The organism is Pseudoalteromonas sp. MMG013 (genome assembly GCF_018100885.1).
In the GTDB taxonomy this organism is placed as follows: Bacteria; Pseudomonadota; Gammaproteobacteria; order Enterobacterales; family Alteromonadaceae; genus Pseudoalteromonas; species Pseudoalteromonas aurantia.
On the sequence record NZ_JAGJEE010000003.1, the window covers coordinates 83,732 to 109,360 of the forward strand.

Here is a 25,629-nt window from a genome sequence, read left to right on the forward strand (position 1 = left end):
ACCCGACGCTTCTAGTTAATATGTTTAGAAAAATCAAAGAAAATAAGTATCTACATTCTATTCTAATGCTTGTTAGTGGTAGTGCTTTTGGTCATATATTGACCTTTTTGGCTTTACCACTATTAACTCGATATTTTTCTCCTAGTGATTTTGAAGTACTTGCGGTATTTGTTGCCATCACTACATTAGTAAGTAGTGCTGCATGTTGTCGTTTTGAAATTGCGATACCCCTACCTAAGCATGACAAAAATGCATTGGCATTGTTGCTGATATCAGTGATGAGTGCCTCAATTGTTGCTCTTTTAGCATGTGTACTAATCATCACACTTGAACCTTGGCTGGTTCAATCGTTTTTATTGAGTAATACGGTGTTGTATTTAATACCTGCAGGTATTTTTTGTGCAGCATTGTTTAATGTTCTACAGTTTTGGGCAACAAGACAAAAAGCATTTCGCTTAGTTGCAAAAACTCGCATTTCACAGTCTGTATTTGGCAACTCAACACAATTGATTAGTGCATACTTTTCGATACCTTTGGGGTTGATTATTGGCCAACTGTTAAATTACTCATCTGGTATTTTTTCGATAGCACGATTTTTGGTTCGAGACAATTGGCGCTGTTTAAGGGCTTTGAGTTGCAAACGTTTATGGTTTATAGCAAAGAAATACGACCAATACCCAAAGCTTTCTACCTTAGAGGTACTCGCTAATAATGGAGGGATCCAACTTCCTATTGTCCTCATTGCATACTTTGTGGTGGGGCCTGAAGCTGGGTATTTATTCTTAGCTCTGAAGCTTATGCAAGTTCCGATGGCTTTAATTGGTGGCTCCATTGCGCAAGTTTTTTATGCAGAAATAGCAAAATCAGATGCGCATCAGATCTCTGAAATTACAGAAAAAAATATCTCATCCCTTATGCGCTTGGGTGTCGGCCCTATTATTTTCTTAGGCGGGACTCTTGAGATTTTTGCTATACATATTTTTGGAGATGCTTGGCAAAGAGTTGGTGAGATTATGGTGATACTTTTACCCTGGTTTGTACTTCAATTTCTTTCCTCACCTATTTCTATGATTATGCATGTAGCTGAAGCGCAAAGGCAGATGCTTTATCTAACTATCTTCGGGTTTGTTATTCGAATCGGTGGGTTATGCACTGTTTTTTGGCTTGGTGCTAATTCATATGTTGAAGTGTTAGGTGTAACATGTGGTATTTATTACGGTATTTGCTTATTTGTGTTTGCTAGAAAAGCGAAAGTAGATCACGCGAGGTTATTTACATTATTAAAACTTCCAGCTGCAATAGTCACTAGTAGTATAGTATTAGTATTAATTTTGAGAGGAGTTTTTTTATAAATGAAGATGTTTTTTGCTAAATATATTCTTTTACCTTTTTTAGGTATTTTTTTCGACCGAAAATATTTGAAAGGGCGGTTTTTCGACCACAGTATGCAAGGCTATGGTTATGCTTTTCGCGCATTTATAGGAAGGAATGTATTGAGGTTAGGCCCGTCATTTTCTTGCCCTGTAAGTATTCATTGTCACATTTCGAATCTAGAAAATATTACTTTTGATCCTGAAGACATTAACAACTTTAACTCTCCGGGTACGTATTTTCAAAATTTTAAAGGTCATATCACTATAGGGAAAGGTACATATATAGCGCCTAATGTCGGTATTATTACCTCAAATCATGATTTAAATAACTTAGAACTACATCTACCGGGAGAAAGTGTATTACTTGGCGAGAAGTGCTGGATAGGTATGAACAGTGTCATATTACCGGGAGTTGTATTAGGTAAAGGGACGGTTGTTGCTGCTGGCAGTGTAGTAACGAAAAGTTTTCCGAGTGGAAACCTGTTAATCGGAGGTTCTCCAGCTAGAGTGCTTAAGCAATTGGGGTGACTTTAGGCAGATTAGTGTTTATGTGAAAGTATGTGTGCGTTGCCTTATTATACTGGGTAATAAGACTAATCTGGATATTTTCAAACACAGCGCTTTACTGCGCAAACGATTGCTTACCCTCTTGTACAGACTTATGCCGTTGGTGTACAATCTCGGCCTATCGCATTTTTATTTTGATATATAACTAAATTGACTTGATGTATGTAAATAGGCCCAGATATTGTGCGTTTTTTGGTACTGTACGCGCAGAAACTAAGCTGATGAGCTATTACAAATATTAACAGTAAAGGGTTATATTAACTGTCACACTATGCCGCGATATAAATATTAAACATTTTTTATGACAAGCATGTTGCTCGCTACGAGGCGATGGCTTGTATTATTTTAGGAACGATCACCAAGTATATGAAAGTTGTAACTGTCATTGGCGCCAGGCCCCAATTTGTTAAAGCGGCGACATTTAGTCGTGCTGTTAGAGAACACAATAAGCAAAGTGAGCTCACAGTAGAAGAAGTGATTGTTCATACCGGGCAGCATTTTGATGTAAACATGAGTGATGTGTTTTTTGAAGAAATGGATATCCCAAAACCAAACTATAGCTTAGGTATTGGCGGGGGTAATCATGGTGCCATGACTGGCCGTCAGCTTGAACAAATCGAGACAGTACTACTTAAAGAACAACCTGACTGGGTGTTGGTGTATGGAGATACAAACTCTACCCTTGCCGGCGCCCTTGCTGCAGCGAAATTACACATGCCTATTGCGCATGTCGAAGCTGGCTTGCGTAGTTATAATATGCGTATGCCTGAAGAAATAAATAGGCTTCTAACAGACCAAATTAGCAGTATCTTGTTTTGCCCAACTGCGACTGCTGTAAGTAACTTACAAACTGAAGGCTTCAATACACGCGATTGCGATGTGGTGAATGTGGGTGACGTTATGCTTGATGCCGCTAAACATTATACTAAGTCATCAAAACGACCAAATATTCCTGAATTTTCGTCATTTCATTTATGTACAATTCACAGAGCTGAAAACACCGATGATGAGGCGCGCTTAAGATCCATTATCAGTGCTTTGAATACCTTGTCGGTAATTACGCCTGTTGTGTGCCCGTTGCACCCAAGAACTCGAAAGTTAATTGACAAATTGAATATTGAAGTTAACTTTACGGTTATTGAACCGGTCAGTTATTTTGAAATGATTTGGTTACTTGAGCACTGCTCTTTGGTGCTTACCGACAGCGGCGGTTTACAAAAAGAGGCATACTTTTTCTCAAAGCCTTGTGTAACGATGCGTGACCAAACAGAATGGGTAGAGCTCATTGAAGCAGGCGTTAACACGTTAGTTGGAGCAGATGAGCAATTGATCATTGAGTCAGCTAAAAGCATGCTAGAGAAGTCTGTGGCGGCTGACTCTGAACTATATGGTTCAGGCATCGCCAGTAAAGATATTTTAAGTACGTTAATTGCGAAGCATACCGCTTAAATGAAGGCGCGTATTGAATATATTGCTTTTGTTGATCAACAAAAGACGCCTGGGGTAGCTAAAAAAGTTATCAATACTGTAAAGTCGGCAGAAAACTTGGGGCATGATGTTTCTAGCAAGTTATTTGCACCAAGTTTTGCCAGTGTGTTTGGCTTTATAAAAGCCGTGTTTACCACACAGTGTGATGTACTGTTTATTCGTTTTTCAAGTTTGCTATTCCCATTTTTGTTTTTCCCATTATTGTTTGCCAGACTCAAAGGCGTAAAAATAGTGGTGGATGTGCCCACACCGAGAAAGTCGGTGTTGGTTGAGCTCAAAACCTCTGAAACGAATGTGTTTGTAAGAATTGTAAAGCAAAGCATTTCTATATTATCTAGTAGTTGGGTGTTATGGCCCGCAAGTGTTGTGGTGCAATATGCACAAGATTCGAGTTGGTATTTATGGGGGGTTCAGCGTCGTACTGTTATTATTGGTAATGGTATTAACATTCCTGATTCACTAGCAATTGCTAATAGCCGTTGGGATAAAGCCACACCGCTGAATTTGATTGCCGTTGCGCAGCTAGCACAGTGGCATGGTTACGACCGTTTAATTCATGCGATACATCAGTTCAAACAAAGCTCAGTAAATTATGATATTAAGTTGACCATAGTCGGTGAAGGGGATGCATATGCGCCTTTGCAGTCTTTGGTGAGTGAATTAAATTTACAAGGTAATGTCACCTTTACAGGCTTTTTGTCGGGTGCTGATTTGGATGCACATTTTTATGATGCACATATCGGTATTGCAAGCCTTGGATTATACCGCATTGGATTGCATGAGGCCTCAGTGCTAAAAACCCGTGAATATGTGGCACGTGGGCTAAGTGTGATAGGCGCTGCCGATGATCCTGATTTTGCTCATGACTCACAAGTTAGGCTGATGGTCAGTAATAGTGATTCAATAGAGGATATTGTTGTATTACTGAAACATTTGCCAAATAGCATGTTATTAGCACCTCAGGAATTAAGAGACTATGCTGAAAAAAATCTAACGATGGAAAGTAAATTGAAAGTCATTCTCGCACACGTTGATATTAAGTGAGTACCGTTAGTAGTGAAACATTGTAAAGCGTTAGATAAAAAAATTGGTAATAAGCTGTCGTTTGATCAGGTGCTCTTAAAACAGCGCCGAGGGTTGACTCAGAGTGTTGCGACCACTTTTGTAAACCCATTTTCTTACCCAATTGTTGGAGATGATGAATCGTTATTAACAGCGCTAGATCATATTTATTCTGATGGCGCATTACATACATATTTGCACAATATATTTAACACCAATCAGATTGAGCGGCTCAGCTTTGATTTTTCATCGGTCGCGCACGATGTACTGCAATTTGCACTAGAGAACACCTTGAAGGTCGCTCTGGTGGGCGCCAAACCAGGCTTAGTTGAGCAAGCTGCAAAAAACTATCAGCAAATGTACCCTGGATTGAATATTGCTTATCACCATCATGGTTACTTAAATGAACCCGGCATGGAAGACGGGGTAATTGATGAGCTAAATACGATATCTGCTGACATTGTTATTTGTGGTATGGGTACACCTAGACAAGAACAATTTATTTTGACGTTGAAACAGCGGTTAAGTAACCCAGCATTATTGTTCACCTGTGGTGGTTTTATAGAGCAGTCTGCAATTAAAGCCGATTATTACCATCCGCTTGTAAAAAGGTTTGGATTACGTTGGGTGCAGCGCGCCATCATGCATAAACACGTGAGAACACGTTTAATGCAAGATTATCCTAAGTTTATTTGCAACTATATATTTTCTCAGTTTAAAGCAAAGTGAGGCGAGTGAGTTAGTGCATTCACTAAGTTTAAATTTTAAAGTAGGTAACCATGTTTAACATACCCCCAGAATTAAAAATTGGCGTAATTGGCCTCGGCTATGTTGGCTTGCCGTTAGCTGCAGAGTTTGGCAAATCTAAAAATGTCATTGGCTTTGATATTAACAAAACGCGAGTCGATGAGCTTAAAGCGGGTATTGACGCGACGCTCGAGGTAACAGCTGAGCAATTACAAGCAGCTTCGCACCTTGATTTTAGCTGTGATAGCAATGCCTTAGCACAGTGTAATATTTATATTGTTACAGTACCGACGCCAATAGATGATAATCATGTACCAGATTTAACTCCACTTCGTAAAGCGTCTGAGTTGTTGGGCAAATATGTTGCGAAAAATGACATTGTGATTTATGAATCTACCGTATACCCAGGTGCGACAGAAGAAGTATGTATTCCGATCATTGAAAAAGTGTCGGGTCTTAAGTTTAATCAAGACTTTTATGCTGGCTATTCACCTGAGCGTATTAACCCGGGTGACAAGGTAAATACACTAACGAAGATTGTAAAAATAACCTCGGGTTCGACTCCTGAAGTGGCGCAATTTGTTGATGACTTATATGGCTCAATTGTGGAAGTGGGTACACATAAAGCGTCATCAATTCGCGTTGCAGAAGCGGCAAAAGTGATTGAAAACACTCAACGAGATTTAAATATTGCGGTTATTAATGAGTTTGCCAAAATCTTCAATCGCTTAGATATTGATACTGAAGAAGTACTTAACGCAGCTGGCACTAAATGGAACTTTTTAAAGTTTAAGCCGGGCTTAGTGGGCGGTCACTGTATTAGTGTTGACCCATATTATTTAACCTATAAAGCCGAAGAGGTGGGTTATCGCCCTGAAGTGATATTAGCAGGCCGACGTATCAACGACGGCATGGGGGAATATGTAGCCACCCAGTTGGTTAAAAAGCTATCAAGCAAAAAAATACACATTGATGAAGCAAGAGTGTTGGTTTTAGGTTTTACCTTTAAAGGTGATTGCCCTGATGTTCGAAATACAAAAATTATTGATATTGTCAAAGAGCTTGCTGATTTTAATATGTCGGTTGATGTGTACGATAGCTGGGCAAGCCCAGAAGAAGTTAAACATGAATATGGCATAGAGTTAATAAACACCATAGAGCAAGGTCAATATGATGGTATTGTGTTGGCTGTTGATCATCATGAATTTAAAGAATGGGGTGTTGATAAAGTCCGCTTTTATGGAAAAGCACAGCACATTTTATATGATGTAAAGCATGTATTAGACCCAAACCAAGCTGACATTAGACTATAAAACTGAATTGGATTAAAAAATGAAAAACTTTGCACTGATCGGCGCAGCAGGATATATCGCACCACGTCATATGAAAGCCATTAAAGAAACGGGTAATAATTTAGTTGCTGCTATGGATAAAAATGATTCTGTTGGGATCATAGATAGTTTCTTTCCCGAAGCTGATTTTTTTGTAGAATATGAGCGTTTTGATCGCCATATAGACTTATTGCGCAGAAAGGGCTCGAAGGTCGACTATGTTGCAGTTGCTTCTCCAAATTATTTACATGACTCTCATATTCGTTTTGCACTAAAAAATGGTGCTCATGCAATTTGTGAAAAACCGTTAGTTTTGAATCAGCATAATATTGATGCTCTTCAAGAAATAGAGAAAGAAACAGGAAAGAAAGTATATAATATTCTGCAATTGCGGCTGCACCCAAGTATTATTTCCTTAAAGAATAAAGTGGAAGAAAAACTTGCAACCGACCCTGATTCAATTTTTGAAATTGATTTAACTTATTTGACTAGTCGTGGGCATTGGTATTTTACATCTTGGAAAGGTGACGATGCAAAGTCCGGTGGTATAGCTACGAATATAGGCGTCCACTTTTATGATATGTTATCTTGGATTTTTGGCCCCGTCTTGGCAAGTGAAGTTCACCTACGAGAAGATAATGCGTCAGCCGGATATTTAGAGCTTAAAAATGCTCGAGTAAGGTGGTTTTTGTCTGTTGACAGTAACTATCTGCCTGAATCTGTAAAAAACTCAGGACAAAGGACTTACCGCTCAATAACTGTCAATGATGAGGAAATTGAGTTCTCAGGTGGATTCACTGATTTACACACCGCCAGTTATGAACACATACTCGAAGGGAAAGGATTTGGATTAGAAGAAGCGAGGCCTAGTATTGAGATTGTGAGTCATATACGTACGTGTGATGTAGTTAATGCTGAGCCTGAAAAGGGTCACTCATTCTTGGTTGGTAAATAATAATATGGGCTACCAAAAGCATGACAGTGCCATTGTAGATGACGGTGCGGTGATTGGTGAAAATAGCCGAGTTTGGCACTTTGCACATGTTTGCGGTGGTGCTGAAATTGGCGAAGGGTGCTCGTTAGGCCAAAATGTGTTTGTGGGTAACAAAGTGACGATTGGCGATAACGTTAAGATACAAAATAATGTGTCGGTTTACGATAACGTACACCTAGAAAGCGACGTGTTTTGCGGACCAAGTATGGTGTTTACCAATGTTTATAATCCGCGTGCTTTTATTGAAAGAAAAACAGAGTACAAAGACACCTTAGTAAAAAAAGGGGCAACACTCGGAGCCAATTGCACCATTGTATGCGGGGTAACCATTGGTGAATATGCTTTAATCGGCGCAGGGGCTGTGATCAACAAAGATGTTAAAGCATTTGCATTGATGGTGGGAGTGCCTGCAAAGCAAATAGGGTGGATCAGCAAATATGGCGAGCAGTTAGATTTACCACTCACCGGCACTGCAACTGCGTTGTGCCCAAATACCAATGAGCAGTACCATCTTAATCATGATGTTTTAACATTAGTAAAAGCTTAAACGGAACAAGTATGCAATTTATTGACTTAGCAGCGCAGTACCAACACTTAAAAACAAAAATAGACAAGCGAATTCAAACTGTGTTGGAGCATGGTCAATATATAATGGGGCCTGAGGTTAAAGAGCTTGAACAGAAATTAGCAGACTTTGTTGGCGTTAAACACGCCATCACCTGTGCTAATGGTACTGATGCACTAACTCTGTCATTAATGGCTTTGGAAGTGGGTGAAGGAGATGCGGTTTTTTGTCCAACCTTTACTTTTTTTGCAACGGCAGAGACCATAGCATTTGAAAAGGCGACGCCGGTATTTGTAGATTCAAACCCTGATACGTTTAATATTTGCCCGCAAGATTTAGAAGCCCGCATTTTGGCTGTGTTAGCAGAAGGTAAGTTAAAACCTAAAGCCATTATCGCTGTTGATTTATTTGGCTTACCAGCAGAGTATGAAAAGCTAGAAGCACTGGCTAAAAAGTATGATTTAACGCTGATAGAAGATGCTGCACAAGGCTTTGGCGGCTCAATAACGAATGCCAATGGCCAAGTACGCCAAGCTGGCGCATTTGGTGATATTGCCACCACAAGCTTCTTTCCGGCAAAGCCATTAGGGTGTTATGGTGATGGCGGTGCTATTTTTACAAATGATGATGATTATGCTGAATTGATCCGCTCATACAGAGTACATGGTAAAGGCAAAGATAAATACGACAATGTACGTATTGGTATGAATAGCCGATTAGACACGCTTCAAGCCGCGATTTTACTTGAGAAGTTAGCTGAATTCCCTACAGAGTTAGAAAACAGAAATAAAGCAGCGCAGCAATATACACATGAACTAAGCAGTACTTACAAAACCCCACGCGTTCCAAAGGGTTATGTGAGCTCATGGGCGCAATATACACTGCAAAGTGATGACCGAGACAGTGCAATGGCTAAGTACAAAGCACAGGGCATTCCTACCGTGATTTACTATGGCACTTGCATGCATGAACAAACGGCATTTGCAGATCTAGGCCATAAATTAGGGGATTTCCCCATTGCTGAAAAGTTAGCGCGTTCTGTATTTAGCTTACCTATGCATGGCTATTTATAATATGTTTTTTTGCATGCAGCCATTTAGAACAGATAGGTAGCTAATAGATAAAATGGATATTTCGGTCGTTATCCCGCTTTATAATAAAGCTGCTTTTATTGAGAGAGCGGTTCGCTCTGTGTTGTCGCAATCTGTGCCTGTGGCAGAAGTCATTATTGTTGACGATGGTTCAACTGATAATGGCGCTGAGCTTGTTACAGCATTAAGCAATAACAAGGTGACGTTACATAGCCAGTCAAATAATGGAGTGTCGTCAGCCAGAAATATAGGCGTGTCACTGTGTTCTAGCCCATTTGTGGCATTTTTAGATGCAGATGATTACTGGCATGAGCATTTTATAGCTGAAATTAAGGCGCTAAATAATGCTCAGCCGGATGCCAAGTTACTCTGCACTGGCTATGAGTTTAGTACACAGCACAGTCGTGCTAACGCAGTTAATACGTTTATGTCTGAGCAGTATGGAATATTGGCAGATTATTTTGCAGCGTGTAGTTTACAAGACTTACCGATCACCTCATCATCTGTTTGTATTGAAAAAAGCAGTTTGCTAGAAATAGGAGGGTTTCCTGAGGATTTAAGCTTAGGAGAAGATCAAGTTGTTTGGGCAAAAATGGCTTGTAAGTGGCCGGTTGCGTATGCAAATAAGGTGAGTGCTGTGTACGATTTAGCTGCATCGGTTTCTGAAAAGCCACAAGTTGACTATGTAAAACCTTCTCCACATTTAAAGGCATTTGAACAATTATTAGTGCAAGGGGTTGTGCCGAGTAAAATGCAGCCTACGTTAAAGTACTTAATGCATTTAACGGTGATGAGCAGTGTAAAGCGTAATTTGCTAAAAGGGCGTAAGAAAGAAGCATTTAATTTATTGGTGCATGCTCCCTTGCTACAGTGGGACTGGTATCGTGCTTTTGCATTTTTGCTTGTACCTTTACCTCAATGCTGTACCCGCTGGTTACTCAGCTCAAATAAGTTGCGTCGCTTTAATAACAATTAACTCAGTGCGAACCATACTATGGTAAAACAGCAATATTTAGTCTTATTTTTACTCCTTTCTTTGGTTGGGATTGTATCCTATAGCCAATATAACTTATTGCCGGCCAATGCGATTTTTGAGTTGTTGGTGCTGGTAAGCTTATTGTTTATTGGTAAAAGAATGCAACCCAGCGCATGGGCTTTATTCTTATTATCATTGGGTTATTTACTGGTGACATTGGCTTTGGCTAAACTCAGAGCTGTGCACCCGGTTGATTATTTTATTGCTTATAAAACATTTTTTTACTTATGTATTTTGAGCTTTTTCTCGTCAAAAGTATTATTTGGTCATGCGTTTGTTCGTAAAGCTTGGTACGCCTTACTTGGGTTATTCTTTTTTAAATATATTGTATGGACCGTATTAGGTGCTGAAGGCCGCCCTGGCTTATTTACTGAAAACAATTTTGAAATTATGTTTTTGCTACTGATAGGGTGTGCTGTTTGGAGTATAAGAAACCATTTAACCTTGTACGAGTGGATGGCGCTAGGAGGCGTTACGTTTTTGTCGGGCTCCCGCTCTGGGGTGATCTGTTTTTTAGCGATGTTTGTATTGCTGTATATAAAAGAAATGAATTGGAAAACTATTCTACAACTGGGCTTGGTGGGTGGCGTTGGTGCCGGGGTTGCAGCTATATTTATCAGTCGATTGGCTGGTGGCGGCATCGAACAAATAGATAGGGTGGTATTCTTTCAAGGCTTTTTATTGGGTATTGCTGATTGGGGTTGGTGGGAGTATTTATTGGGCTCACAAACACTCACGGCGTTACCACCAGAAGTATGCGACAGGCTAACGTATTATCAATCATTGTTTAGTGCTAAAGACCCGAGTATATGTTACTCGGTGATTTTACATACTTACATCACGCGAACGATTTTTGACCATGGTTTTATTGGCCTATTTTTTATCTTTTTTGCTTTAAACTACTTGTTAAAGTTAAGTCATGTGGTGACTAAGGCTCGCTTGGCTGTATTGGCCATTTTGTTTTTAAATGGCGCGTCGGTCAGCTCGATTAACAGTGTATATGCCGTGGTAGGGGTGATGGTGATTTTAACCACGTTTTACCCTCATCGATATGGTTTTGAAAAAGCACGTTTGATTTTACAGCGTAAAGCTATGATAGATAGTCAGTAGATTGATTGGATGGAGGTAGAAATGCCAAAAATTTCGGTTGTAGGTACTGGATATGTTGGTCTTTCTAATGCATTGCTATTGTCGTAGCATAACGATGTGATTGCTTATGATATTGATAAGGCCAAAATAGCTCAGCTCAACGCGAGACAATCGCCTATTGTTGATAGTGAAATAAGCACTTTCTTATCTAGAGATGACATACAGTTTGAGGCTACCACGGATAAAGCCGCTGCATACACAGACAGTGATTTTATTATTATATCAACACCAACTGACTACGACCCTGAAACGAACTACTTTGATACCTCATCGGTAGAGTCTGTACTTTAAAGATATATCACCCAGCAGTGTTGTCATCATAAAATCAACAGTGCCAGTTGGTTTTACGGCAGATATACAACAACGATACCCTGAATTAACGATATACTTTTCACCTGAGTTTTTACGTGAAGGACGCGCATTACATGATAATTTGTATCCGTCACGTATTGTGGTTGGCGGTAAATCGGCGCAGGCTGAGCAATTTGCCCAGCTGTTAAAACAAAGTGCTAAAACACCAGATGTAGCCATTCTCCTCACCGACTCGACGGAAGCTGAAGCGATTAAGTTATTCTCTAATACTTATTTAGCAATGCGTGTTACGTATTTTAACGAGTTAGATAGCTACGCAGAAGCTCACAACCTTGATAGCCGACAGATCATCGAAGGGGTAGGGCTTGATCCGCGTATTGGTGACCATTATAACAACCCGTCATTCGGTTATGGTGGCTATTGTTTGCCAAAAGATACAAAACAACTATTGGCTAACTATCAAAATGTACCTAACAATATGATCACCGCGATTGTAAATGCCAATACAACGCGTAAAGATTTTATTTCGAATGTTATTTGGGCGAAAAACCCAAATATTGTAGGCATTTACCGACTTGTGATGAAAGTGGGCTCTGACAATTTTAGAGCTTCTGCTATTCAAGGGGTCATGAAGCGTTTAAAAGCCAAAGGGGTGACGGTCATTGTGTATGAACCTAGCTATAGTGAACCACACTTTTTTAATTCTAAAGTGGTGCATGATTTAGCTGAGCTTAAACATAGTAGCGATATTATTGTGTCAAATAGAATGGTCGATGAGCTACTTGATGTGTCAGAAAAGGTATATACTCGCGATATATTCGGCATCGACTGATTGATAGGTTAGTTGAGTGCCAATTAACCTATATAAAATCAGATATTGGCGATGACACACGAAAAAGTTCTTCCTATTATTATGGCGGGTGGTTCAGGCGAGCGCTTATGGCCGCTTTCTCGGGCGCATTACCCCAAACAGTTTTTATCACTGACGGGCAATGAACATACCATGCTCCAGCAGACTCTATTACGTTTGCAAGGTATTGAACATCAGCCCCCGCTTATCATCTGCAATGAAGCACATCGCTTTATTGCAGCGGAGCAAGTGCGGCAATTAAATATTCCCCATAGTGGTATTTTACTCGAACCAGAAGGTAAGAATACCGCACCAGCCATTGCTTTAGCGGCGTTTACAGCAATGCAAAAAGGGAGTGACCCTTTATTATTAGTACTTGCTGCAGATCATGCCATCAAAGATGTTTGTGCATTTCAAACCGCAGTGCAACGTGCTTTAAAGCACGTAGAGGGTGATAAATTAGTCACCTTTGGTATTGCCGCTGACAAAGCAGAGACAGGTTTTGGTTATATAAAGCAAGGCAAGGCGGTGGATGATGGCTTTGTCATTGAACAATTTATTGAAAAGCCGAATAAACCATTGGCTGAACAGCTCATATCATCAGGCGAGTATTGTTGGAATAGCGGTATGTTTTTATTCAGAGCAAGCTGTTATTTAAATGCATTAAAGAGTGACCGACCCGATATTTACGGTGCTTGTGAAAAAGCAACACACATTCGCAATCATGATTTAGACTTTATTCGCGTTGACCAATCAGCGTTTTTGGCATGTCCGTCTGAGTCTATTGATTATGCGGTGATGGAAAAAGCTGACAATGCGGTGTTGATCCCCATGGATGCTGGCTGGAGTGATTTAGGGAGTTTTGAAGCCCTTTGGCAAGAAGCTGATAAAGATTGTAGTAATAATGCATTACTGGGTGATGTAATTGCCAATAATACCTCTGGCTCTTTAATACACTCAGAAGGTGCATTGGTAACAACTATTGGTGTTAAAAACTTGGTGGTGGTTGCAACGAAAGACGCGGTATTAGTGGCGGATAAACAGTACGCAAGTAATGTAAAAAATATTGTTGAGCGCTTAAAGCAACAGGCGCGCAAAGAAGTCACTGAACACCGAGAAGTGTATCGCCCATGGGGTAAGTACGATTTAATTGATGTTGGCGAACGTTTTCAAGTAAAACGCATAACAGTAACACCCGGTGCCAAATTGAGTAAGCAGATGCATCATCATCGAGCCGAGCATTGGGTGGTGGTATCGGGTACGGCTAAGGTGGTTATTGATGATGTTACGCAGTATTTAACCGAAAATGAGTCAGTTTATATTCCCATTACGGTAGTGCACTCTCTAGAGAACCCCGGGAAAGTGGCACTAGAGCTTATAGAGGTACAATCTGGGGGCTATTTAGGGGAAGATGACATAATACGTTTTGAAGATAAGTATAGCAGGCCATAAAACGTATGCTTGCAAGTGCTGAGGTAATAAAAAATAGTACTGTTGTATTTGGTACCAGTGGCGCCCGAGGCCTAGTTAGTAAGTTAACGGCTAATGTATGCGGCGCTTTTACGGCTAATTTTATTACTGCAATGCGTGAGTTGTTTGAGTTTGACCAACTAGCAATCGGGGTTGATAACAGGCCCAGTAGTTACGTAATGGCACAAGCTTGTGCACAAATATGCGCGCAGTTGAACACTCGGGTTATTTATTACGGTGTAATACCCACTCCAGCACTGGCCTATAGTGCGATGCAAGACAAAATCCCGGCGATTATGGTAACGGGTAGCCATATTCCATTTGATAGAAATGGGTTAAAGTTTTATCGGCCTGACGGCGAAATAACCAAGCAAGACGAGTTGAGTATAGTCACACTCAATACCCTATTTGAGCCCGCTACGCGCTTACCTGAACTCACAATGAATAAAGTTGCAATTGAGCGTTATATTTTACGTTATACGGGTTTATTTGAAGAAAATAACTCAGCAAAGCCTGGCTCGCTAATTTTAGCTGGTAAACGCATTGGTATTTATGAGCATTCAAGTGCTGGTCGAGATATTTACCGTCAAATATTTAAGCAGTTAGGTGCTAATGTTATATCACTTGGTAGAAGCAATGAGTTTGTACCGATTGATACCGAGGCGGTATCAGCGGATGATATACGCCGAGCCCGTGATTGGGTTAAAGAATATCAGCTTGATGCGCTATTTTCTACTGATGGTGATGGAGACAGGCCATTACTTGCAGATGAGCAAGGCGAATGGTTACGAGGTGATATATTAGGTTTGTTGTGTGCCAAAGCGTTACATCTCGACGCGTTAGCTGTGCCAATTAACTGCAATACTGCCATTGAGCTATGCGGTGCGTTTAATCGCGTTATTCGAACAAAAATTGGTTCACCCTATGTGATAGAGGTGCTCAATGGCTTAGGAAAAGACGAAGCCAATAAAGGGTTGAATACTCGTCATTCAAGTGAAGCTCATTTAGTAAGCTCAGTTTTGTATGATAGTCAACGCGCACTTGAGCGTGCAGTTTGTAATAAAAAGAGAGTCACTCAAGCCTATGTTGCTGGTTTTGAAGCAAATGGTGGCTTTTTACTAGGCTCAACGTTGTATTACAACGGAAAATTACTTGAGGCTTTACCAACACGCGATGCTTTACTACCTGCACTGATTGTTTTAGCTAATACAACGACCAAAGGTTTGCTTTTATCGGCATTCGTCGCAGCATTACCCAAACGTTACACCAGTAGTGATCGACTGAAAAACATACCTGCTTTGCTCAGTCAGCAGTTGTTAGAAGATGCAAAACAAAACCCACAGGCATTTTTAAAAAAGCTTGGAATAAGTATACCGAAGCGTACGAACACTTCAATGAACGAGCAGTTAAATAGTGCAGAACTCAATAGCATAAAAATAAATACACTTGATGGCCTCAGAATGCATTTTAATAATGATGAGTATGTACACATTAGACCGTCTGGTAATGCCCCAGAACTACGCTGCTATGTTGAAGCCAGCTCAAAACAACGAGCACAAAACCTGTTATCCATAGTCATACAAGGCTTAAAAAAGACCCTATCGCCGTAGGCGAGGCTTTACGCCTCGCATGTTTTCACGTGTCACAATTTACCTTTGGCCATACGCATCGCTGGCTTAGGTTTTTAACTATCTCTTCAGGCATTGCCCCATATTCAATGCTACTCCTATTCCTGAAAGCAAAACCACCATTATGGAATTTACAAAAATCAATCAACCGCCTTACAACACAAGCGAGCAATAAATGCTCGCCTACCATTACCACAATCACCAACCCCACCGCCGTAGGCGAGGCTTCATGCTTCGCATTTTTAAACGTCTCGCATGATTAGGCTTCACACCCAACATTATTTCAGGCTCTGCCTACAACGCATTCCACCCAACATCTAAATCCACTTAAAGCGCCACATAATTCCAACAAACAACCCAAGGTTTAATTCAATCACATATCATTATTTTAATTTTATGCACACTAGGCCTTTACAACTCAACTTAGCGGACTATAATGTGCGTCAATTAAATTGTGTTCTTTTTGGCAGGCTATGGATTGCTGCAATATTATAAACCTTTTGCTACGTGCTAGGCTTAGTTTTACGCCATTTAAAGCAAGTTTGCTTTAAATTCCATATTTCTTCCATATTTTATTGTTTTAATTTATTAAATAAAAGCCAGCAGGTAAATAAAGCTGTTGTAATGTTTAATTAACATATGTGCGTGTTGTGCTTGCTGTCTGCCGGTGCTCGTGTTCTAATTTGGTAGATAACTGTCTTTAAAAAGCTATATGGAATAAAAATGGCTAAATGTTGTATTAAACTTCTTTCATCACTCGCTCTTATTTCACTTTCTGGTTGTAATATTATCCCTGGTAGCCACTTTGAAGGGCTAAGTGGTGGACAAGATTATAATAATGCCCAACAAGAATTAGAGCACGTTAATGTTAAAATGATTGACTCTCACCTCATACGCGCACAAAAAGAAAACTTACAACAGAGTGCGTTAGCAACTCAAAAGTTACCTTCTCAAGGTGTTGATGTTTCTGGTTATGAATATAAGCTAGGCATTGGCGATGTGCTTAGTGTGGGTGTTTGGGACCACCCTGAATTAACTATACCCGCAGCAGTACAAAGAACTGCTGAGTTTGATGGTTTTAGAGTACGAGCCGATGGTAGCTTCAACTTTGCTTATGCGCCTGGTATTAAGGCTGTAGGTCAAACCGTCAATCAAGTGCGTGCAGAATTAGTTAAACGCTTGAGCCGCGTAATAGAAGACCCACAAGTTGATGTAAAAGTAGTGGGTTTTAAAAGTCAGCGAACTTATGTGACAGGCGAAGTTAAAAAACCAGGTATATATGCTATTACAGAAACACCACTAACGTTAATTGATGCAGTAAGTCAAGCTGGTGGTTTAACTGGCGATGCAGACTGGCAACAAGTGAATTTCACGCGAGGTGATGTAACTGAAAATATAGAGCTAAATGCGTTTTATACAGCGGGTGACATTTCACAAAATCGCCTATTACAACATGGTGATATCATTCATGTATCACGTAATGATAAACAAAATGTATTTGTTTTAGGTGATGTAAAACGCGCGGGTACCGTACAAGTTACCCGTTATGGTTTGAATTTGGCACAAGCGCTCAGTGAAACTGGTGGTTTAAATGAAACGACAGCGAATGCTAGTGGTGTATTTGTATTACGCAAGCGTGACTTTGAGCGCGATGGCGTACTTGCCGATGTGTACCAATTAGATGCTAAAAGTATTGCTGCGCTTGTTATGGCAGAACAGTTTGAATTGCAGCCAAGCGATATCGTGTATGTAACCAGTGCGCCATTGGCTCGTTGGAACCGCGTAATTAGCTTACTATTACCATCACTTTCTACCGTCGATGCATTACAAGATATCGAAAACCAGTAAGGGCACAATATGTTTGATAGTATTTTAGTGGTCTGCGCTGGTAATATCTGCCGTAGTCCCACCGCGGAGTATATTTTAAAAGACAAGTTACAAGGCAAGTCTATTCTAGTCTCCTCAGCAGGGTTAACTGCGCTTGAAGGAAAAAGTGCTGATGCTACTGCCGTTGAAATTGCTCAGCAGCAAAATATCGATATGTCAGCTCATAAAGGTCGACAGTTAAGCTCATCACTTGTCGCTGATAATAGCGTGATTTTAGTAATGGAACAACGGCACTTATCTGACCTATGCAACCGGTACCCACAAGCGCGGGGTAAAACCTTTTTGTTGGGTAAGTGGCTTGATGAAAAAGAAGTACCCGATCCATACCGCCAGTCGCGAGAAGCGTTTGAGCATGTTTATGAGTTAATCGAGAGCGCTTGTGGCGCTTGGCAAAAGTATTTATAAGGATAAAGGTGCGTTTATGAATGCTCAGCCTAATTTTGTTGCAAACCAACAATCAAAACCATTGCGAGAACAATCTCAACATGGCTCTCAAGAAATAGACTTAATAGCGTTGTTTGGTACGCTACTTGATAGAAAGCTATTTATTATTTCGGTTACTACGTTATTTATGCTTGTAGGTATTGCTCACGCATTATTGAGCACACCGATTTATCAAGCAACTGCTATGATTCAGGTAGAAGAAAAGGGGGGCTCAGTCCCTGGTTTTGATGACATGGCAGGCATGTTTGAAAGCACATCAGCGGCAGTGACTGAAATAGAACTCCTTAAATCGCGCAGTATGATTGGTGAAGCGGTTGAAGCCTTAAAACTTGATATTGCAATTGAGTATAAACTTTTCCCTTTTATTGGTGGAAGAATATTTCGTTCATTTTCACCAAGTCAATATGGCGATCTCGCTGCGCCAAGTTTTGGCGCCAATAGTTATGCTTGGGGTGGTGAGCGGTTAGAGGTTTTTCGATTTGACGTACCAGCTAATGCGACTGGTCAGCAATTTGCGCTAGTAGCAAAAGGGCAAAATCAAATTGAGTTACAAGATGCTAATGGCAATGTCATTTTAAGTGGTGCGGTAGGTAGCGAGCTAACTAATGGTATGTTTACGCTAACAATTAAAACATTAGTGGCTAGAGTTGGTACTGAGTTTTTTATTTCAAAAAAAGACAGGTTAAGTACAGTACTTGATTTACAAGCTGCAATCGGTGCAAATGAAAAAGGCAAAGATTCAGGGATCATCAGTTTAAGTTTACAACATGCCAATTCAGTTTATGCTGAGCAAGTACTTGATAAAGTCGCTAGCGTTTATGTGCGCAGAAACGTTGAGCGCAATAGTGCAGAGGCCCAAAAGTCTTTAGAGTTTTTAAACGTACAATTACCAGAAGTTAAAAAGCAACTTGAAGAAGCTGAACAGTTATTCAATGAATACCAAGTGAAACGTGAATCAGTTAATATTTCATTAGAAACTCAGGCGGTACTTGAGCAAATAGTAAAACTTGATACAAAGCTCCAAGAACTAGATTTAAAACGTTTAGAGCTTAGTCGCAAGTTTAAAAGAGAGCACCCATCTTATAGAGGTGTGATTGAGCAAATTGATGTAGTAAAAGAGCAAAAGCTTAAATTAGCAGGTGAAGTAAAGGTTTTACCAGAAATTCAACAAGAATTATTGCGCTTAACGCGCGACGTTGAAGTGAATAACGAAATTTACACATTATTACTCGCCAAAACCCAAGAGCTTGATATAGTACGCGCAGGCACTGTGGGTAGCGTGCGTATCATTGATTATGCTGAAGTAAATCGCTCAAAACCAGTTAAACCGAAAAAAGCATTAATCGTAGTATTGGCAACTTTACTGGGCGGTATGCTTGCTGTTGTTGTTGTACTGGTGCAAAAAGCAATGCACAAAGGTATTGAGGATCCAAGTGAAATTGAGGCGTTAGGCTTACCTGTATATGCAAGCGTTCCTTACTCAGAATACCAAGTTAAACTTACTGGTTTTGCAAGGGCACGTAAAGGTAAAACCCAAAAAGCCAAGTCAATTCTCGCAGTTGACAACCCTGCAGATCTATCTATTGAAGCGATGCGAAGTTTACGTACCAGTCTTCACTTTGCGATGTTGGAAGCAAAGAATAATGTAATCGCAATTTCAGGACCAAGTCCAGGTGTGGGTAAATCATTTATCTCAGTAAACTTAGCAACAGTTCTGGCTCAAAGTGATAAAAAGGTCCTGATCATAGATGCCGATATGCGCAAGGGTTATCTTCAAACTCAATTTGGTATGCAGTGGGATAACGGTTTAAGTGATTTCCTTTCAGGTCGTATTAATTTAGAGCAAGTCACCAAAGCAAGTCAAGTTGAGGGCTTAGACGTAATTACACGGGGACAAATACCACCAAACCCTTCGGAGTTATTAATGCACGAAAACTTCTCAAAACTTGTTGAGGAAGTCTGTGCTAAATATGACCTTGTTATTATAGACACACCACCAATACTAGCAGTAACAGACCCCGCAATTGTAAGTGCGCATGCAGGCAGCACACTACTAGTCACACGTTTTGGTCAGAACCATGTTAAAGAACTAGAGTTAACACTAAACCGCTTCGAGCAGAATGGTATAGATGTTAAAGGTGTTGTATTCAACGGCGTATTAAAAAAAGCAAGTAACACATACGGCTATTACGGTTATTACAACTATGAGTATAAGTCAGATAAGTAATTTTAAGTTTTAGAAAAGAGAATGAGTATGCAAGAGTTATTAAAAGGGAAAAAAATAGCCATTATCGGTTTAGGCTATGTAGGTTTACCATTAGCTGTTGAATTTGGTAAACAATATCAGACTCTTGGCTTCGATATAAATCAAGGTCGAATTTCAGGATTGTTGAATGGTCATGATACTACTTTAGAAGTAAGTGACCAGGAGCTTCAACAGGCTCCGTTACTTAGCTATTCATATAATTTAGAAGACTTAAGAACTTGTAATGTTTATATTGTAACGGTCCCTACTCCAATTGATCAGCACAATCAACCTGATTTAACACCGTTGATAAAAGCGAGTGACATGTTGGGTAAAGTGGTAAGCAAAGGCGATATTATAATTTATGAGTCGACAGTCTATCCAGGTGCAACTGAAGAAGATTGTATTCCTGTTGTAGAGCGTGTTTCAGGGCTCAAATTTAATAAAGATTTTTTTGCTGGTTACTCACCTGAGCGAATTAATCCAGGCGATAAAGAGCATAGAGTTACTAATATATTAAAAGTCACGTCAGGTTCAACGGATGAAATTGCCGAAGTGGTTGATGAGTTATATCAGTCAATTATTACCGCGGGTACTCACAAAGCCTCAAGCATCAAAGTAGCTGAAGCTGCAAAGGTGATTGAAAATACGCAGCGCGATGTGAATATTGCGTTGATCAATGAACTTTCTATTATCTTTAACAAACTTGGTATAGATACCTTGGAAGTTTTAGAGGCTGCTGGTACAAAATGGAACTTCTTGCCGTTCCGCCCGGGTCTGGTGGGGGGTCACTGCATTGGTGTTGACCCATATTACCTAACACATAAAGCGCAAAGTGTTGGTTATCACCCCGAAATGATTTTAGCAGGTCGCCGACTAAATGATGGCATGGGCCAATATGTTGTTTCTCAATTAGTCAAAAAAATGTTAAAGCAACGCATCCATGTTGAAGGTGCAAATGTACTCGTTATGGGTTTTACGTTTAAAGAAAACTGCCCAGACCTTCGTAACACTAGAGTTATTGATATTGTTGAAGAGCTTAAAGAATACAATGTGAATGTTGATGTGGTAGATCCATGGTGCTCTTGTGAAGAAGCTGAATATGAATATGGTCTGAAGTTGGCTGCTGAAGTCAAACAAGGTCACTATGATGCAATTATTCTGGCTGTTGGTCATAATGAGTTCAAACAGTTAGGTAGTGAAACTATCCGCAAGTTTGGTAAAGATGAACATATCTTATATGATTTGAAATATGTACTTGAAAAAAATACCGTGGATATGCGCTTATAAGACTAAATTACTAAATAGGCTTAGTTTGTGAACTGATTCTACTTTTTTCATGGAAAAATAATGATACGCTTCAACGAAATTCAAAATGATTTAATCGCTTCACCTAAAGTATGGCTAGTAACAGGGGTAGCTGGTTTTATAGGATCAAACTTATTAGAAACCCTTTTGAAACTTGGGCAAAAAGTTATTGGATTGGATAACTTTGCGACAGGACACCAACATAATCTTGATGAAGTACAGGGCTTAGTTAGTGACACTCAATGGAATAACTTCGCTTTTATCGAGGGAGATATCCGAGATTACCCTACGTGTGAAAAAGCTGTAGACGGGGTTGATTATGTGCTCCATCAAGCAGCTCTTGGTTCAGTGCCTCGTTCGATAGCTGATCCTATCACTAGTAATACTGCAAATATTACTGGCTTTCTTAATATGCTACAGGCAGCGAAGGAAGCGAAAGTACACAGCTTTACTTATGCGGCAAGTAGTTCTACATATGGTGATCATCCCGCTTTACCTAAAGTAGAAGAGAATATTGGTAATCCTCTATCCCCTTATGCAGTAACAAAGTACGTAAACGAGTTATATGCGAGTGTATTTGCAAGAACATATGGTTTCAAAACAATTGGCTTGCGATACTTTAATGTATTTGGAAAACGTCAAGATCCTAATGGTGCCTATGCAGCAGTTATCCCAAAATGGATTGCTGCGATGATCGAGGGTGAAGAAGTTTTCATCAATGGCGACGGGGAAACCAGTCGTGATTTTTGCTTTATAGAAAATACAGTTCAGATGAATATTCTCGCTGCGACTGCAAAAGATGAAGCGAAGGATAACGTTTATAATGTTGCCGTTGGCGATCGTACAACGTTAAATCAGCTTTATAGTGCTATTTCGGAAGTACTGAATGAGAATGGTATTGAGGTTAATGGAAAACCGATATATCGAGATTTTAGAGCTGGCGATGTTCGTCATTCTCAGGCTAATGTTGATAAAGCTAACAATTTATTAGGATATGAACCTCAGTATCATATTTTAGAAGGGATCAGCAAAGCGATGCCTTGGTACAAGGAGTTTTTATCTTGAAGCGCAGAGTACTGTTAACAGGTGGTGCAGGTTTTATCGGCTCAGCTGTAGTTAGGTATATTATTAAGGATACGCAAGACAGCGTAATCAATGTAGACAAGCTGACCTATGCTGGAAACTTAGACTCTGTAATTGATGTTTCTGAGAGCGAGAGATATCAGTTCGAACAGGTTGATATTTGTGACAGAGCTGAGTTAGACAAACTGTTTGAAATACATCGTCCAACCGCTGTCATGCATTTAGCAGCTGAGTCACATGTAGATCGCTCAATTGATGGGCCGTCTGAGTTTATTCAAACGAATATCATAGGTACATATAATTTACTTGAAGCTGCAAAAGCGTACTACCTGACATTACCGCCTCAAGAGCAGTCAGCGTTCAGATTTCATCATATTTCTACAGATGAAGTTTATGGTGACCTTGAAGGGACTGATACGCTCTTTACAGAGGATACATCATATGCACCTAGCTCCCCATATTCAGCTTCGAAGGCATCAAGCGATCACCTTGTCAGGGCATGGCAAAGAACTTATGGGTTACCAACAGTCATTACTAATTGTTCTAATAATTATGGCCCTTACCATTTCCCAGAGAAGCTTATTCCGCACATGATCCTAAACGCGTTAGATGGGAAAGCCTTACCTGTCTATGGAGATGGTCAACAAATACGGGATTGGCTTTATGTGGAAGATCACGCAAGTGCACTTTATCAAGTCGTTACACAAGGTGTTGTCGGTGAGACTTACAATATTGGTGGCCATAATGAAAAGGCAAACCTAGACGTTGTTCATTATATTTGTGAACTGCTAGAAGAATTTGTTCCATCAAAACCAGATGGGGTTACAAATTATAAAGATCTGATTACGTTTGTAAAAGATAGACCGGGCCATGACGTTAGATATGCAATTGATGCCTCCAAAATCGACAATGAATTAGGCTGGACACCGTCAGAGACATTTGAGTCTGGAATGAGGAAAACTGTCCTCTGGTATTTAGAAAATCAAGCATGGTGGCAACGTGTATTAGATGGAAGCTACAGCTTAAAAAGAATAGGGAATAAATAATATGAAAGGGATTATCTTAGCTGGCGGTTCAGGTACTCGTTTGTACCCGATAACTGAAGGTGTTTCTAAGCAATTACTACCTGTTTATGATAAACCAATGATTTATTATCCTTTATCTGTACTTATGCTAGCAGGGATAAGAGAGATACTTATCATTACAACACCGGATGATCTCGACTCTTTCAAAAGGTTGCTTGGTGATGGCAGACAATTTGGGATACGTTTAGAGTACCAAGTTCAGCCTTCACCAGATGGATTGGCTCAAGCCTTTATCTTAGGGGAAGAGTTTATAGGTGAAGATAGCGTTTGCTTGGTACTTGGTGACAATATATTTTACGGGCCATCCTTCTCGCCTAAATTGCTAAAAGCTGCGGAAAAAACTTCAGGTGCAACTGTTTTTGGTTATGAGGTGAAAGATCCTGAAAGGTTTGGTGTCGTCGAGTTCGATGAAAATCAGTGCGCGGTGTCAATTGAAGAGAAACCTGTTAATCCAAAGTCAACATTTGCGGTAACAGGGCTTTATTTCTATGACAATGAAGTTGTAAATTTTGCTAAAGATGTTCGGCCATCTGAGCGTGGAGAATTAGAAATTACAAGTATCAATCAGGCTTATTTAGAGCGTGGTATGCTTGATGTGGAAGTCCTTGGCCGAGGATATGCTTGGCTTGACACTGGTACTCATGAAAGTTTGCTCGAAGCTGCACAATTTGTAGAAACAATTGAAAATAGGCAAGGGTTTAAGATAGCTTGCTTGGAAGAGGTTGGATACGCTCAAGGTTGGTTGTCAAAAGATGAACTAATAGAGCGTGGTAATAAGTTAAAGAAAACAGGCTATGGTCAGTATTTACTAGATCTTATGAAGGGAAAGTGATGAGTTTGATTACAGTTATCGATTTTCCTAGTTTAGGGGATCATCGTGGAGGGCTTATAGTTCTTGAAGCTGACGATCACAATTCTGTACCCTTCGAAATTAAAAGAGTGTATTACATTTTCGATGTAACACACGGAGAAAGCCGAGGCTTTCACGCTCATAAAAACTTAACTCAAGTTGCAATCTGCGTTGCAGGAAGTTGCAAGTTTAAGCTAGATGACGGTAAGGCAGTCGAGTACATCACTTTAGACTCACCTTCAAAAGGTCTGCTAATCAGTAGCATGACTTGGCGAGAAATGCATGATTTTAGCGATGACTGTGTATTGCTTGTTTTGGCGAGTGAGCATTATGACGAATCGGATTATATTCGTAATTATGATGAATTTATTACAGCTGCGAGGGAAACAAAATGAAAGATAAGAAGCTCGTTATTATAGGTGCCGGTGAATTAGCACAAATAGCTTATGAGTATTTTACTTACGACTCTGATTATGAAGTTGTAGCTTTTTCTGTTCATGCTGAATACATTAATGAACAAGAGATTAATTCAGTACCAGTTGTAGAATTAGAAACCTTAGAAAAGACTTATCCACCCGAAGAGTTTGAAGCATTTGTAGCTATCCCTGCCACTAAGTTGAACAGAGTGCGTACTCAACTGTTCGAAGAGGCAAAATCTAAAGGTTATAAACTAGCATCGTATATCAGTTCGCATGCTTTCGTTTGGCGTAATGCCCAAATTGGTGAAAATTGTTTTGTTTTTGAAGACAATACAATTCAGCCATTCGTGATAATCGAAGATAATGTGATCTTGTGGAGTGGTAACCATGTCGGTCATAGAACAATTATTCGAGCGAACAGCTTTATAACGTCTCACGCTGTTATTTCAGGGTTTTGTGAAATTGGACAAGGCAGTTTTGTAGGTGTGAACTCAACGTTTAACGATAAAACATCCCTCGCTGCAAACTCTATTGTGGGCTCAGGCGCAGTCGTTACTAAAAGTCTAAAGGAAGAGAATAGTGTTTATGTTGGCAATCCAGCAAAACTTCTTCCTCGTAAATCCGCTTTTGACGTAGAACTTTAAT

Annotated in this window: 22 protein-coding genes and 1 pseudogene; all 23 read left to right on the forward strand. The window is 40.0% G+C overall.

What is annotated here, in order from left to right:
- Window positions 1-20 precede the first annotated feature (20 nt).
- The 23 genes and pseudogenes from J8L98_RS03930 (at window position 21) to J8L98_RS04040 (ending at window position 25,628) form a co-directional block, all read left to right on the forward strand.
- Window positions 21-1,352 (forward strand): hypothetical protein, encoded by a 1,332-nt coding sequence (locus tag J8L98_RS03930; RefSeq protein ID WP_210995391.1) that lies wholly within the window; start codon window positions 21-23, stop codon window positions 1,350-1,352.
- Entirely contained in the window at window positions 1,353-1,901 is a 549-nt protein-coding gene (locus J8L98_RS03935) for an acyltransferase (protein ID WP_210995392.1), read from the forward strand.
- 405 nt (window positions 1,902-2,306) lie between these two features.
- Window positions 2,307-3,389 carry a UDP-N-acetylglucosamine 2-epimerase (non-hydrolyzing) gene (gene wecB, locus J8L98_RS03940; RefSeq protein WP_210995393.1) on the forward strand — a complete coding sequence of 361 codons (1,083 nt, stop codon included), beginning with the start codon at window positions 2,307-2,309 and terminating at the stop codon, window positions 3,387-3,389.
- Complete coding sequence (locus tag J8L98_RS03945) at window positions 3,390-4,472, forward strand: glycosyltransferase (protein WP_210995394.1); 1,083 nt, start codon at window positions 3,390-3,392, stop codon at window positions 4,470-4,472.
- Between the two features lie 12 nt (window positions 4,473-4,484).
- A complete protein-coding gene (locus tag J8L98_RS03950) occupies window positions 4,485-5,219 on the forward strand; it encodes a WecB/TagA/CpsF family glycosyltransferase (RefSeq protein WP_210995395.1) in 735 nt (244 codons plus the stop codon).
- A gap of 50 nt (window positions 5,220-5,269) precedes the next feature.
- A complete protein-coding gene (tviB, locus tag J8L98_RS03955; protein ID WP_210995396.1) occupies window positions 5,270-6,550 on the forward strand; it encodes a Vi polysaccharide biosynthesis UDP-N-acetylglucosamine C-6 dehydrogenase TviB in 1,281 nt (426 codons plus the stop codon).
- 19 nt (window positions 6,551-6,569) lie between these two features.
- Window positions 6,570-7,523 carry a Gfo/Idh/MocA family oxidoreductase gene (locus tag J8L98_RS03960; protein WP_210995397.1) on the forward strand — a complete coding sequence of 318 codons (954 nt, stop codon included), beginning with the start codon at window positions 6,570-6,572 and terminating at the stop codon, window positions 7,521-7,523.
- Window positions 7,524-7,527: 4 nt separating this feature from the next.
- The gene (locus tag J8L98_RS03965; RefSeq protein ID WP_210995398.1) at window positions 7,528-8,109 is read left to right on the forward strand and encodes an acyltransferase; all 582 of its coding nucleotides are present in this window, start codon (window positions 7,528-7,530) and stop codon (window positions 8,107-8,109) included.
- 11 nt (window positions 8,110-8,120) lie between these two features.
- The gene (locus tag J8L98_RS03970) at window positions 8,121-9,200 is read left to right on the forward strand and encodes a DegT/DnrJ/EryC1/StrS family aminotransferase (RefSeq protein ID WP_210995399.1); all 1,080 of its coding nucleotides are present in this window, start codon (window positions 8,121-8,123) and stop codon (window positions 9,198-9,200) included.
- A gap of 52 nt (window positions 9,201-9,252) precedes the next feature.
- A complete protein-coding gene (locus tag J8L98_RS03975) occupies window positions 9,253-10,194 on the forward strand; it encodes a glycosyltransferase family 2 protein (protein ID WP_210995400.1) in 942 nt (313 codons plus the stop codon).
- A gap of 18 nt (window positions 10,195-10,212) precedes the next feature.
- Window positions 10,213-11,364: a hypothetical protein gene (locus tag J8L98_RS03980; protein ID WP_210995401.1), complete on the forward strand. Its 1,152-nt coding sequence runs from the start codon at window positions 10,213-10,215 to the stop codon at window positions 11,362-11,364.
- A 21-nt stretch (window positions 11,365-11,385) separates the two neighbouring features.
- Window positions 11,386-12,547 (forward strand): annotated as a pseudogene (locus tag J8L98_RS03985) (nucleotide sugar dehydrogenase).
- Window positions 12,548-12,598: 51 nt separating this feature from the next.
- The gene (locus J8L98_RS03990) at window positions 12,599-14,017 is read left to right on the forward strand and encodes a mannose-1-phosphate guanylyltransferase/mannose-6-phosphate isomerase (protein WP_210995402.1); all 1,419 of its coding nucleotides are present in this window, start codon (window positions 12,599-12,601) and stop codon (window positions 14,015-14,017) included.
- Between the two features lie 5 nt (window positions 14,018-14,022).
- Window positions 14,023-15,645 carry a phosphomannomutase gene (locus tag J8L98_RS03995; protein ID WP_210995403.1) on the forward strand — a complete coding sequence of 541 codons (1,623 nt, stop codon included), beginning with the start codon at window positions 14,023-14,025 and terminating at the stop codon, window positions 15,643-15,645.
- A gap of 741 nt (window positions 15,646-16,386) precedes the next feature.
- On the forward strand, window positions 16,387-17,511 hold the full coding sequence (locus tag J8L98_RS04000) for a polysaccharide export protein (protein WP_210995404.1): 1,125 nt from the start codon (window positions 16,387-16,389) through the stop codon (window positions 17,509-17,511).
- A 9-nt stretch (window positions 17,512-17,520) separates the two neighbouring features.
- A complete protein-coding gene (locus J8L98_RS04005) occupies window positions 17,521-17,955 on the forward strand; it encodes a low molecular weight protein-tyrosine-phosphatase (protein WP_210995405.1) in 435 nt (144 codons plus the stop codon).
- Window positions 17,956-17,971: 16 nt separating this feature from the next.
- Window positions 17,972-20,221 (forward strand): polysaccharide biosynthesis tyrosine autokinase, encoded by a 2,250-nt coding sequence (locus tag J8L98_RS04010; RefSeq protein WP_210995406.1) that lies wholly within the window; start codon window positions 17,972-17,974, stop codon window positions 20,219-20,221.
- Window positions 20,222-20,248: 27 nt separating this feature from the next.
- On the forward strand, window positions 20,249-21,529 hold the full coding sequence (gene tviB, locus J8L98_RS04015; RefSeq protein WP_210995407.1) for a Vi polysaccharide biosynthesis UDP-N-acetylglucosamine C-6 dehydrogenase TviB: 1,281 nt from the start codon (window positions 20,249-20,251) through the stop codon (window positions 21,527-21,529).
- 60 nt (window positions 21,530-21,589) lie between these two features.
- Entirely contained in the window at window positions 21,590-22,612 is a 1,023-nt protein-coding gene (locus tag J8L98_RS04020) for an NAD-dependent epimerase/dehydratase family protein (RefSeq protein WP_210995408.1), read from the forward strand.
- Complete coding sequence (rfbB, locus tag J8L98_RS04025) at window positions 22,609-23,676, forward strand: dTDP-glucose 4,6-dehydratase (protein ID WP_210995409.1); 1,068 nt, start codon at window positions 22,609-22,611, stop codon at window positions 23,674-23,676. The genes J8L98_RS04020 and rfbB overlap by 4 nt, the downstream gene beginning before the upstream one ends.
- 1 nt (window position 23,677) lies before the next feature.
- On the forward strand, window positions 23,678-24,547 hold the full coding sequence (gene rfbA, locus J8L98_RS04030) for a glucose-1-phosphate thymidylyltransferase RfbA (protein ID WP_210995410.1): 870 nt from the start codon (window positions 23,678-23,680) through the stop codon (window positions 24,545-24,547).
- Window positions 24,547-24,960 carry an FdtA/QdtA family cupin domain-containing protein gene (locus J8L98_RS04035; RefSeq protein ID WP_210995411.1) on the forward strand — a complete coding sequence of 138 codons (414 nt, stop codon included), beginning with the start codon at window positions 24,547-24,549 and terminating at the stop codon, window positions 24,958-24,960. The genes rfbA and J8L98_RS04035 overlap by 1 nt, the downstream gene beginning before the upstream one ends.
- Window positions 24,957-25,628, forward strand: a complete 672-nt coding sequence (locus J8L98_RS04040) for an acetyltransferase (RefSeq protein WP_210995412.1) — start codon at window positions 24,957-24,959, stop codon at window positions 25,626-25,628. The genes J8L98_RS04035 and J8L98_RS04040 overlap by 4 nt, the downstream gene beginning before the upstream one ends.
- The last annotated feature ends 1 nt before the right edge of the window (window position 25,629 follow it).